General features: G+C 58.9%; 13 protein-coding genes. 7 read left to right on the top strand and 6 right to left on the bottom strand.

What is annotated here, in order from left to right; all coding sequences use genetic code 11:
• The first annotated feature begins 62 nt into the window (after positions 1–62).
• Complete coding sequence (locus HDF12_RS15885; protein ID WP_179584934.1) at positions 63–1,679, top strand: aspartyl protease family protein; 1,617 nt, start codon at positions 63–65, stop codon at positions 1,677–1,679.
• 146 nt (positions 1,680–1,825) lie between these two features.
• Positions 1,826–2,242 carry a cobalamin B12-binding domain-containing protein gene (locus tag HDF12_RS15890; protein ID WP_179584936.1) on the top strand — a complete coding sequence of 139 codons (417 nt, stop codon included), beginning with the start codon at positions 1,826–1,828 and terminating at the stop codon, positions 2,240–2,242.
• A 208-nt stretch (positions 2,243–2,450) separates the two neighbouring features.
• On the opposite strand, the gene HDF12_RS15895 is transcribed toward HDF12_RS15890, so the two are convergent.
• The 5 genes from HDF12_RS15895 to HDF12_RS15915 all read right to left on the bottom strand — a co-directional run bounded on the left by HDF12_RS15895 (position 2,451) and on the right by HDF12_RS15915 (position 7,473).
• Complete coding sequence (locus HDF12_RS15895; protein ID WP_179584938.1) at positions 2,451–3,188, bottom strand: SDR family oxidoreductase; 738 nt, start codon at positions 3,186–3,188, stop codon at positions 2,451–2,453.
• A gap of 37 nt (positions 3,189–3,225) precedes the next feature.
• Positions 3,226–3,675, bottom strand: a complete 450-nt coding sequence (locus tag HDF12_RS15900; RefSeq protein WP_179584939.1) for an acyl-CoA thioesterase — start codon at positions 3,673–3,675, stop codon at positions 3,226–3,228.
• A 76-nt stretch (positions 3,676–3,751) separates the two neighbouring features.
• The gene (locus HDF12_RS15905; protein ID WP_373563942.1) at positions 3,752–4,537 is read right to left on the bottom strand and encodes an enoyl-CoA hydratase/isomerase family protein; all 786 of its coding nucleotides are present in this window, start codon (positions 4,535–4,537) and stop codon (positions 3,752–3,754) included.
• Between the two features lie 65 nt (positions 4,538–4,602).
• Positions 4,603–5,475, bottom strand: coding sequence for a hydroxymethylglutaryl-CoA lyase (locus HDF12_RS15910; protein ID WP_179584940.1), 873 nt, complete (start codon positions 5,473–5,475; stop codon positions 4,603–4,605).
• Positions 5,476–5,715: 240 nt separating this feature from the next.
• Entirely contained in the window at positions 5,716–7,473 is a 1,758-nt protein-coding gene (locus HDF12_RS15915) for an acyl-CoA carboxylase subunit beta (RefSeq protein WP_179584941.1), read from the bottom strand.
• A gap of 99 nt (positions 7,474–7,572) precedes the next feature.
• Between HDF12_RS15915 and HDF12_RS15920 the strand changes: the two genes are divergently transcribed.
• The 3 genes from HDF12_RS15920 to HDF12_RS15930 all read left to right on the top strand — a co-directional run bounded on the left by HDF12_RS15920 (position 7,573) and on the right by HDF12_RS15930 (position 9,167).
• Positions 7,573–8,046 (top strand): hypothetical protein, encoded by a 474-nt coding sequence (locus HDF12_RS15920; RefSeq protein WP_179584942.1) that lies wholly within the window; start codon positions 7,573–7,575, stop codon positions 8,044–8,046.
• A gap of 135 nt (positions 8,047–8,181) precedes the next feature.
• Positions 8,182–8,817 carry a bifunctional nicotinamidase/pyrazinamidase gene (pncA, locus tag HDF12_RS15925; RefSeq protein ID WP_179584943.1) on the top strand — a complete coding sequence of 212 codons (636 nt, stop codon included), beginning with the start codon at positions 8,182–8,184 and terminating at the stop codon, positions 8,815–8,817.
• Positions 8,814–9,167: a hypothetical protein gene (locus tag HDF12_RS15930; RefSeq protein WP_179584944.1), complete on the top strand. Its 354-nt coding sequence runs from the start codon at positions 8,814–8,816 to the stop codon at positions 9,165–9,167. Before pncA ends, HDF12_RS15930 begins: the two co-directional genes overlap by 4 nt.
• Positions 9,168–9,190: 23 nt before the next feature.
• Here the strand turns inward: HDF12_RS15930 and HDF12_RS15935 are convergent, their stop codons facing one another.
• Positions 9,191–9,799 (bottom strand): HD domain-containing protein, encoded by a 609-nt coding sequence (locus HDF12_RS15935; RefSeq protein ID WP_179584946.1) that lies wholly within the window; start codon positions 9,797–9,799, stop codon positions 9,191–9,193.
• 227 nt (positions 9,800–10,026) lie between these two features.
• Between HDF12_RS15935 and HDF12_RS15940 the strand changes: the two genes are divergently transcribed.
• Both HDF12_RS15940 and HDF12_RS15945 read left to right on the top strand, forming a co-directional pair.
• Entirely contained in the window at positions 10,027–10,560 is a 534-nt protein-coding gene (locus HDF12_RS15940) for a helix-turn-helix domain-containing protein (protein WP_179584948.1), read from the top strand.
• 293 nt (positions 10,561–10,853) lie between these two features.
• Positions 10,854–11,840: an isoprenyl transferase gene (locus HDF12_RS15945; protein ID WP_179584950.1), complete on the top strand. Its 987-nt coding sequence runs from the start codon at positions 10,854–10,856 to the stop codon at positions 11,838–11,840.
• Positions 11,841–12,057: the final 217 nt, after the last annotated feature.

The raw sequence follows: 12,057 nt of genomic DNA on the forward strand, positions 1-12,057 counted from the left end.
CCCTAATCCATCTGGACTTAGGATGGAAGGAATCTCTTTTCTTGACTATATTCAGCATAAACATGAAAGACTCGGCCGCCGCGCTCTTGCCTACCTCCTGGTTATCCCTCTTCGTCTTAGCCATCCTCACTTCAACCGGCTTTGCACAAACGACTCCCTCTGCCAAAAGTTCTTCCTGCCAAATCGATAAAGTTGTCCCCACCCCAACCGAGTTGGCGTTTTATCGTGAAGACTATAAAAAATCGGCCGACCTCGCCGCGGCCGAATACAAGGCCGACCCCAAAAATAGCCGTAGTCGGCAGCTTGAGATTGACAGCCTGATAGGTCAGGGCAAACTCGACGAAGCCAGGAAAAAAACCGATGCATGGACGCTCGCCGAACCAACAGATCCTGTTGCGATCGTCACTGCAGGCGAACTCCGCCACGCTGAAGGAGACTGGCTGGAATCCTATGCGCTTATGCTCAAGGCGCTCAAGCTCGACCCCTGTCTCCCCGCCGCCTACGAGGGACTAGCTAAGTACGAATCGCTCGCCGGTTATCACGCCACCGCCCAAAAACACCTTGCACTCGCCCATCAGCTCAGCCCTAATAATGAGAACATCCGCTTCGCGTGGATCAACTCCCTGAACGACGAACAGTCCGCGACCGAACTTGCAAATTTTGTCCACGACGCCAAATCGATCGACGACAAACGTCGGGCTACACTGACCAGACAGCTCGCACAGGAAGACTCGGAACTCAAAAACCGTTGCGAACTATCGTCTGCAACCGGCCCCCTGCGAATACCGATGACGCCCGTCTACGGTGCCATCGGTATCGACCACTACGGTCTTGAAATCGCCTTCAACGGACACAAGCGCACCCTCCAGATCGACACCGGCGCCAGCGGATTTCTCCTTGCGCACAGCGTATTCGCCGGAATGGGTCTGCAAAAGGTGAGCTCCTCCCGCGTCTGGGGCTTCGGTGATCAGGGGTCCAACGCCATCGACCAATTCACCGCCGCGTCAGTTCGTATCGGAGGCATCGAGTTCAAAAACTGCAACGTCGGTGCTCTGGAAAACTTCAGCGTCTTGGGCGGCGGCCACATCGGCCAGGCCCTCGATACGAGCGACGGCCTCGTCGGCACCGACATCTTCTCTCGTTACCTCGTCACTCTCGACTACGTAAAACACGAGATCCGCCTTGAGCCGTTGCCCCAACTTTCCTCCGCTCCCACCGCACCACTAGACGCACTCGGTGGTGATCCGGCAAATGATCTCACCAGCTTCGACCGCTTCAAAGCGCCATCCATGCAGAATTGGACAAGCATCTACCGCCGGGGTCATCAACTCATCATGCCCGTCGTCATCAACAGCAGCAAGCCGACGCTCTTTATTGTCGACACCGGCTCGTTCACCAACTTGATCGACACTGATTTCGCAAAACAAATGACCCAAACAAAGGACTCCATGACCTTTATCCGCGGTGTCTCCGGAGTAAGCAAACTGAAAGAAGCCGGCAGCTTCACCGCAGACTTCGCCGGCCTTCGGCTTCCCGTCACCGGGATGGACTCGATCAACCTGTCACGATTCGACGGAGTTCACGGCTTCCTCGGCTACCCCACTCTCCAACAACTCGTCATGCACATCGATTATCGCGACAACCTCGTTTTATTCGAAGCACCCACCGCGCACAAGTGAAGGGAGATTAGCCAATCCCAGTAAGTCGACGTGCGCTCGAAATCCCTTTGTCAACAAACGCATCAAGACGCCACGGTTCCACCTTCGGAAGGGGAAGGGGGGAGGGGTACCCCACGGTGCCACCCGCCAGATATACTCGCTCCTCAATGCCTAATACGCCTCCAATCCGCGTTCTAGTCGCAAAACCCGGCCTCGACGGCCACGACCGCGGCGCAAAAATCATCGCCCGCGCCCTCCGCGACGCCGGCATGGAGGTCATCTACACCGGCCTCCGCCAGACCCCCGAGATGATCGTCTCCGCCGCCATCCAGGAGGACGTCGACTGCATCGGCCTCTCCATCCTCTCCGGCGCTCACAACGTCATCGTCCCCCGCATCACCGCCCTGCTCCGCGAACAGAAAGCCGAAGACATCCTCCTCGTCCTGGGAGGCACCATCCCCGACGAGGATCAGCCGAAATTAAAAGAAAACGGCGTCTCGGCCATCTTCGGACCGGGAACGGCGCTTGAAACCACCATCACCTTCATCCGTGAAAACGTAAAACCGCGAACCTTTGCTCTTTGAAAACTAATGTCCTGCCGGACGAGCCGCCTGCGCGGCGCGCGGTCACTTCGTGGCACTTATACCGGTCTCGGCAGGATGAACTTCTGCAGGCCTCCCGTTGGTCGGAATGATCATTCCTCGTGACCAACGGGAGCGCCAACCGAAGGGGTATACAAGTCACGAAGTGACCGCCGCCCGCGCAGGGCACCCGTCCGGCAGGACAAATCAACTACCAGGGCAGCGCCTTACCAAGGTGAAGAAACTCACCATTCGGCCCACTATCCTGCAGCGTAGCCAATTCCACCGAGGTCTTCGCCCCAGTCACGATATCGAGCTGCGCGCCCTCGCCGCCCATATCCGTCTTCACCCACCCGGGGTGCGCCGAGTTCACCTTGATCTTTGTATCCTTCAACTCATGCGCAAGGTGAATCGAAAACGAATTGAGCGCCGCCTTCGAAGCGTCATAAGCGAACGTCTTCGCATCGTAGATAAACGACCCCGGCGTAGCGTGCAACGTATTCGAGCCCAGGATGCTCGAAAGATTCACAATCCGCCCACCCAGACTCTTCTTCAAAAGAGGCAGCAGCGCCTGAGTCAGACCCACCACCGCAAAGAAGTTCGTATTGAACGTCTTCTGCAAAATTTCTTTTGAGGTCGTGGAGGTCGCATTTCCCTTCCGCCCATCCAGAAAGATTCCGGCATTATTGACCAGGATATCGAGCACGCCATAATCCTTCTCGATCAACTTCGCCACCGCCGCATAGTCCGCGGGATTATCCACATCAAGCTTCACCGCCCGAGCTTCCACACCGTCCTTCTTCAGCTCGGCCACCGCAGCTTCGCCCTTGGCCACATCGCGAACGCCAATCAGCACAGTAATCCCGAGCTTCCCAAGCTGCCGAGCCGTCTCCAGACCAATTCCCTTATTTCCACCCGTAATCAGCGCAACCTTTTTGTCAGTACTCATCCAAACTCACCTCATCACAGATCTGACTGCAAACCACTTACTCATGGGATGCGTGTGACGCCAGATAAGCCGCAAAACGTTCCGCATACTTTGGCGGCAAGCACATCTTCTTCATATTCTTGCCCACCACAACATGCACCGTCTCGCCCTCGCACAGCAACGCGCCATCGGCAATCCGCAACACCTTGTAGCGAAATTTAATCACCGCCCCGCGCGCGGCCATCAACCTCGTCTCGACCATTAGCTCATCGTCATACCTGGCCGGCGCACGGTATCGCACATGCACCTCCACCACCGCAATCCCGCAGCCCTCTTCCACCTCCATTCGCTTGTAGTCCAACCCCATATTGCGGATCAACTCTACCCGGCCCACCTCAAACCAGATCAGGTAGTTCGAGTGATATACCACGCCCATCTGGTCGGTCTCGGCATACCGCACCCGTATCCGGGCCTCCCCAACACGCTTCTCTGCGACAACTTCAGTCATCCAGACAGTCTACCTAATCGGAACCACGATCCTGATCGATCTGCATCCGAGTCGTTCCAGCTACGCGTCCCCGCAACTACAAGCCCCTTCCCCAAACTGGCTTCCTCTTCTCCAGAAACGCCGCCACGCCCTCGCGAAAATCATGCGTCCCTCTGGCCTCCGCATTCGCCGCCAGTGCCTCTGCAATCGCCGCATCCAACCACGGCTTATTCTGCGCCCTCAGCAACCGCTTCGTTGCCGCCATCGCCTCCGGACTGTTAGCCCGCAACATCCCCACCAGCTCCAGCGTCCGAGCCGTCAGCTTCTCCGCGTCGACAACCTCATTCACCAACCCCAAACGCTGCGCCTCTTCGCTGGTAAAGATCCGCCCCGTCAGCAACAGGTCCCGAGCCGGCTTCTCCCCAATCTGCAACACAAGAAAAGCCGACACGACCGCCGGCACAAATCCGATCTTCACCTCCGTGTACCCGAACTTCGCACCCGGCACCGCCAGTGTAAAGTCGCACATCGTCGCCAGCCCGGTCCCACCCGCAATCGCAGCTCCGTGCACCGCCGCAATCGTAGGCTTCGGCAGCTCATATAATGTTCGAAACAGCCGCGCAATCCGCTCCGCGTCCGCGGTGTGTTCCGCAGCAGACTTGTCATTCATCCCCTGCAGCGCGCTCAAATCCAACCCGGCACAAAACGCCTCACCCGCACCCGCGAACACCACCACACTACAATCGCTCGCAGCAGCCTCTTCCATCGCCCGAATCAACTCCTGTTGCATCTCCGGCGTCATCGCATTGCGCCGTTCCGGACGATTCAACGTAATCATCCGAACTCCATCCACATCCGTAACTAAAATCGTTACATAACTCACAAAAAGCCTCCTAACTCTGTCCTCCGCCAGCCCAGCTAGCTCGCTGATCAGCTGACTCGCTGCTCTTACTGCACTCTCTCACCATATTTCCGAGAGATCTCCGCACTCGCCGCCAGCAACCCATCCAACGGCCGCAGCGGCTCCAACTCCGCCCCCAGCCCCTTCAACTCCGCCAGCAGCACCTCGGTCGCGACATTCCCCACCAGCGCATCCTGCGCAAACGGGCATCCACCCAGGCCGCCAATCGCCGCATCGAACCGCCTGCACCCAGCCTCGTACGCCGCGCGAATCTTCTCCGCAGCCTGATCCGGCCGCGCATGCAGATGCACCCCAATCTCAATCCCCTCATGCACCGCCAGAACATCCGCCACCAGATCGCTCACCTGCTTCGGCGTCGCCAGCCCCACCGTATCCGCCAGCGAGATCTGTGTCACCCCGCTATCGGCCAGCAGATCGCAAGCCGCCACCACCTCATCGATGTCCCAGGCCTCGCCATAAGGATTCCCAAACGCCATCGAGATATACGCCACCACATCCATCCCAGCCTTGTACGCCAGCGTGCCCACCTTCTCCAGCTCTTCCAGCGCCTCCTCCGGCGTCTGCCCTTGGTTCCTCTGCAAAAACGTAGGCGACACCGAATAGGGAAATCCCAGCGTCTGCACGCTACCCGTCTTCACCGCTCGCTCCGCACCCTTCGCATTCACGACGATGCCAATAATCTCCACATCATCCGGCGGATCCAGATACTCCAGCACCAGCTCCGAGTCCGCCATCTGCGGCACCGCCGACCGCGAAACAAAGCTCACCGCATCGATATGCTTGAACCCCGCCGCAATCAACACCCGCAGATAATCCGCCTTCACCTCCGCCGGCATATTCTTCGGCAGCCCCTGCCAAGCATCCCGCGGACACTCAATGATTTTCACGTGATCAGACATCTTTATTAATCCTCTGCCGTATGAAGACCACGCCGACGCGCACAGTCACAAATAAGTACGTGAGAAACAACAATACGGAAAGCCAGCTCAGCCAATAGAGTCCGGAGGGCATCGCCGTCCCAGCGAAACCCAATCCCCAAAAACCAATTAGGACCAAGCCCACTAAGACCGATCCAGGAACGGCCCAGAGAATCACGGCCAACCACCCGTAATCCGACAAGACTTCCACTCCTTTGGAGATCACGTCTGCAAAACCCCCGGATTAAACCTAGCCACGTCAGGGTTCAAACTAGCCGCCTCCAACGCCGTCGTCAAAACCTCCCGCGTCTTCACCGGGTCAATAATCGCATCGATCCAAAGCCGCGCCGCCCCATACCTCGGATCGGCCTGCGCATCATACGACGACTTGATCTCGTCATACAGCGCCTTCTTCTCCGCATCCGACAGCACCTGCCCCCCACGCTCCATCTGCTTCGCCCTCACTTCTGCCAGCGTATTCGCCGCCGAAGCCCCGCTCATCACCGCATACCGAGCCGTAGGCCACGCAAACAAAAACCGCGGATCATAAGCCTTCCCGCACATCGCATAGTGCCCCGCCCCAAAGCTCCCACCCACAATCACCGTAATCTTCGGTACGACGCTCGTACTCACCGCACTCACCATCTTCGCCCCAGCACGAATAATCCCACTCCACTCCGCATCCTTCCCCACCATGAACCCATTCACATCATGCAGAAAGATCAGCGGCACCAGACTCTGATTGCAATCCATAATGAACCGCGCCGCCTTCTGCGCACTCTCCGTATAGATCACCCCGCCGAACTCCGTTCGCTTCTCTCCCGCCTGCGGCCCCACCGCAACCGTCTGCGACTGGTGCATCTTCTGATTCGCCACAATCCCCACGGCCCGCCCGCCAATCCGCGCATACCCACACAACACCGTCCGCCCAAACTCCGCCTTGTACTCATCGAACTCGCTACGATCCACAATCCGCGCAATCACCTCGCGCATGTCATACACATTGCTCGCAGCCTTCGCTGGATCGGGATCGATCAACCCATACAAATCCTCCGCGGCAAACTTCGGCGCGTCCTTCCCCCCGTCATACGCAACAACACTAAACGGCGCCTTGGCAGGCGAACCAATCTTCCCCACCAGAGAACGTAACCGTGCCAGGCACAGATGATCATTTGGCTCCTTGAAGTCCACGGTGCCCGAGATCTCCGCATGCATCGCCGCCCCACCCAGCTCCTCGGCGTCCGTCTTCTGCCCAATCGCCGCCTGCACCAGCGACGGCCCCGCCAGAAACAACCCCGATCCTTCCGTCATCAACACCGTATCCGTCATCACGGGCAGATAAGCGCCACCCGCCACGCACATCCCCATAATCGCCGTTATCTGCGGCACCCCCAGCGAACTCATCACCGCATTATTGCGAAACACCCTGCCAAAATCATCCGTATCCGGAAACACATCCTCCTGCAGCGGCAGAAACACCCCAGCCGAATCCACCAGATACAGAGTCGGAATCCGGTTCTCCAGCGCAATCGTCTGCGCCCGCAGCACCTTCTTCGCCGTCATCGGAAAAAACGCCCCTGCCTTCACCGTCGCATCATTTGCCACGATCATGCACAGCCGCCCACTCACCCGACCCAGCCCTGTCACCACACCCGCCGCCGGAGCACCACCATACTCGCCATACATTTCATACGCGGCCCACAGCCCCAACTCCAGAAACTCGCTGCCCTCATCCAGCAACAGCGCCAGCCGCTCCCGCACCGTCAGCCGCCCCTTGGCCCTCTGCGCCTCCGCCGCCTTCGCCCCGCCACCCAGCCGAATCTCGTCCTCCGAAACCCGCAAAGCCGCCATCAATACCTGCAACGCTGCACGATTCGCTCCAAACCGCGCCGCCTTCACATCCAGCTTCGACCCCAACACACTCTCCAACTTCGACTCCTCCGCTGACCGGCCATTCACAAAAGCTCGCCAGCCTAGCATCTTAGCCGCACATTAGGTTCACCGTCTCGTCCGAACACGTGTACCCTATCTTCGAACTGAATCCAGAGCTATTTCAGAGAACTTCCTTGGAGATACGGAATGAACCTCCGCACTAAACTCGCACAGTTGATCCTGATCTCCAGCGTGCTTCTCCTGCCTGCCCGCGGCATCGCTCAAACCCCTACCGCCGACCTCGACAAATCCATCGATCTCTCCGTCGGAAGCCACGTCAAAGTTCAGCAGCTCCTCTTCAACCTCCAGCAAGCCGTCGCTAAGCACAACCCCGCCGCCGTCGCCGCCCTCGTTCACTACCCCATCAAGGTCAACCCCGGCAAGCGTCCCATAACCATCAAATCCCCCAAGGCCTTCATCAAGGATTACGACCGCATCATCACCCACGACATCTCCGACGTCATCCTCAAACAGAAATATGACGCTCTCTTCGTCAACTCCCAGGGCGTCATGCTCGGCGACGGCGAAGTCTGGATCACGGGCTTCTGCCTCGACAAGAACTGCAAAAGCTCCGATATAAAAATCGGCACCATCCAGGACACCACAAACCTCAAACCATAAGCATTAACGCAGGCAGCAATGTCAGACTTATTTCATGTCCAATGACGCCGGGTGCCCCATATCTCGATTTTGAGATGTGGGCATCGTCCGAAGGACGACCGTAGTCTTCACCTGTTGCACTACCATCAAGTCACCATGCAACTCCAACCCACCGACGCGCTCTTAGTCATAGACCTCCAAAACGACTTCATGCCCGGCGGTACCTTGGCCATCGCAGACGGCAACGCCATAGTCCCCCTCATCAACGCCCTCGCAAAAAAGTTCGACCACGTCATCCTCACTCAGGACTGGCACCCCACCCAACACATCTCCTTCGCCACCACCCACGCCGCAACTCATGCGAACGCCCAGCCCTACGAGATCATCAAAGCCCCCTACGGCCCGCAGACACTCTGGCCCGAACACGTCCTGCAACACACCGAAGGCGCAGCCTTCCATCCCGCCCTCCACATCCCCCACGCCGAGCTCATCCTCCGCAAAGGCTTCCGCCGCCACATCGACAGCTACTCTGCCTTCCTCGAAAACGACCACACCACACCCACCGGCCTCGCCGGCTACCTCCGCGAACGCAACCTCACCCGTCTCTTCCTCTGCGGCCTCGCCTACGACTTCTGCATCCGCTACTCCGCCCTCGACGGCCACGCCCTCGGCTTCGAAACCATCGTCGTCGAAGACGCCAGCCGCCCCGTCAACCTGCCCGGCTCAGTCGCAGAAACCAATGAAGCCCTAGCCGCCGCCGGCATTCCGCGCATAGCATCTAACACGCTGTGACCGAGCAGCCCTGGATCGCCACCGAAGCCACCGTCACCACCTGCCGCTACCAGTCTCCCGGCCTCAGCATCCTGGCCTTCGGCTTCCAGAACCGCGAAAAGTTCCGCATCTCCTTCGACTACTACGCACACGGCCGCCTCTACTCCGACGAGTTCCAATCCCCCATCGCTGTCCCCCAGAACGAGCAAATCTCCATCACCTATAACCCGCTCCATCCCGAGCAAAACAGCCGTAGCCATCGCTCCGTCACCACACCCAACCCAACCCGGCCACCGATCCTAATCATCGGCATCATCGGTTCCATTTTTCTCTCGCTCTTTTGGCTAGCCATCCTCCGCGGCTGCCACTAACGCACGGATCACACTGGCCACGATCAGAGTTGACCCTCCAGCCCCAGCTCTCCGGCCCGCGCCTGCATCGCCCGCAGACAGTTCCCCACATGCTCCTCCACGCTCACCCCAAGCAGCACCGCGCCATCGGTAATATCCTCCCGCTTCACCGCCCGCGCGAACGCCTTATCCTTCATCTTCTTTTTGACGCTCGCCACCTCGACCTCATGAATCGACTTCGAAGGTTTCACCAGCGCGCAAGCCGTCAGAAATCCAGCGAGCTCATCACACGCAAACAGCGCCTTATCGAGATGCGACTCCCGCGGCGTTCCCGAGTAGTCCGCGTGCGCCAGGATCGCACGCAGCACTTCCTCCGGCCAGCCCAGCTCCCGCAAACGCCTCACCCCGACAAACGGATGTTCCTCCAGCGAAGGATGCCGTTCATAGTCCATATCGTGCAGCAGCCCCGCGCTCGCATATCTCTCGACAAACGACGAAGCCTCCTCCCCCTCGAGCCCCAACCGCGAAGCCTCCATCACGCCATAGGACTCCGTACAAACCGAGACTGCCAACCCATGCTTCCGCAGACTCTCGCCCTTGGTCCATTCTTCCAACAACGCCAGCGCCTGCACTCGCCCGAAACCATCGCTCATTCAAAAACTCCTCCTCTCCAAATCTAACGCGGCCGCCTACCGCCTTCCGAAGCAGCAAGCAAGTTACCACTTTGGTTCCTTTCCTGTTTTTTTAGGTTTTTGTGGATTTGTCTGCGGTTTTTTTGTTGACTCCCCCAAGAGCCAGTGTCAATCTAGGCACATCATATGTTCCGTTATCGGACATGTGCTGGGTCCTTGCTCTGGGTCCCTTCGCTACAACAAAACTTATGGCAACCATGATGGCACCTGTCGAACAACGTGAGGTACTACGTTGCGACCACTGCAGTTTGGTGCAGTTTCGGACAGCCAATGCGCTGTGCCGTCGCTGCCACAAATGCCTCGAGGTCGAAGAGCCCGAACCCGCTCCAGCACCACTGGCGCTGGTTCCCCCACCATCAACTCAAGAAGGCGGACTGCAGGTAGCCCGCGCTGTTCGAGACCTGCGCCATGTGCGTAATCTCTCGCAGCGTCAGCTCGCAGCTCGCATGGGAGTGCCTCGCACCTACATCTCTAAGATCGAGAATGGCAAAGCCATGCCGACCCTGTCTTCTCTCGATCGCCTCGCTCGCGCTCTCCAGGTCGACATCTCCGCCCTGCTGCGCGACTCCAACACCCGCCATCGCGACGAGACCGCGGTCCTCATGACCGACCCCTTCCTCGCCGAGATCGCCATGTACACATCGCAGCTCGACGATCTGCAACGTTCCATCTTCCTCAACCATGTTCGCGAGTTGGCTGCAGGACGCCGCCGTACTGCCTGAACCGCAGCTCGTGCATAGTTAAAACCTCCAGGGAGAGCAACACCACTGTGGTGATGCTCTCCTCTCCGCTCGATCTTCTCTTCAGCCCGTTCTCTTTGTACTCACTACGAATCTCTAGCCTCAGACGCTCGCTAAACCCTCTGCAATCCGAAGATGCGCTGGCTCGCGACCTCGGCGAAAAATTCCATCTGCGGGTCCCCCCAACCACTCGCGCTGTTCCGGCTCTGCAAAACCGACGTCCTTCGTTGCGCGCCCTCCAGCGGTGTGCTAGCGTCAATATCTGCGAGGTCGCTTTGCGCGCATCAACACCCCTACCGAACTCCAGCCGCGTCCCCAATCGCAGCCATGAGCTCTCTGCCGAAGAGCAGAGCGTATACCGAGAGCTGGATCCAGCCAAAATTCCGCAACACGTCGCCATCATCATGGACGGCAACGGCCGTTGGGCCGGAAAACGTTCCCTCAAGCGCTTCCTCGGCCACCAGAAGGGCGCCGAATCCGTCCAGTTCGTTGTAGAAACTGCCTCGCGTATCAACCTGCCCTGGCTCACCCTCTACGCCTTCTCGCTCGAAAACAACCTGCGCCGCCCCAAATCCGAAGTCAGCTTCCTCATGAAGCTGCTCAAAAGCTACCTCGTCGGCAACGTAAAGCGCATGAACGATAACAACGTCCGCATGGCCTACATCGGTCGCACCCACGACCTGCCGCAGGAAGTCCAGGACACCATGCAGTGGGCCTCGGAGTCTACCGCAAAGAACACCGGCACCACCCTCACCCTCGCTCTCAACTACGGCGCCCGCTCCGAGATCGTTGACGCCGTCCGCACCATTCTCACCGACCTCACCACCGAAGCCCACACCCGCGGCTGCTCCGTCGATGACCTCCTCGGCGCCGGCGCCCTCGAGTCTCTCGACGAGCCCACCATCGCCCGCGCCCTCTACACCGCGCACATGCCCGACCCCGACCTCGTCATCCGCACATCAGGCGAGCAGCGCATCTCCAACTTCCTGCTCTGGCAGATCGCCTACTCTGAAATCTTCGTCACCGACCGCCTCTGGCCCGACTTCAACGGCCTACACCTGCTCGAGGCCATCAACGCCTACCAGCATCGCGAGCGCCGCTTCGGTGGCCTCGGCGAAAGCTTCACCGATGAGGATCTCAACAACCTTGAGCCCGCGGAAGAAGTAGCCGCAGAGATCAAGGACCACCTCATCCCCAAATCGGATGACAAAGTCGAGGCTAAAGCAGAAGCAAAGCCCGATGCCGTCCTCACCCGCCGCTAACAAGCTAACAATAGTCCTGCCGGACGGGGCCTCCTACGCGGAGGGCGGTCACTTCGTGACGTGTATACCTTGTCTCGGCAGGTTATCGACGCAGGTCCTCCCGTTGGTCGGAATCAACTTCTTCCCCGACCAACGGGAGGACCACGCGAAGCAGTAAAAAGGCGTGTGAACGCCCGCACCGCGCAGCGGGCCCGTCCGGCAGGACGCCCCGCTCCGC

The organism is Tunturiibacter gelidiferens (assembly GCF_013410115.1).
Taxonomy (GTDB): domain Bacteria; phylum Acidobacteriota; class Terriglobia; order Terriglobales; family Acidobacteriaceae; genus Edaphobacter; species Edaphobacter gelidiferens.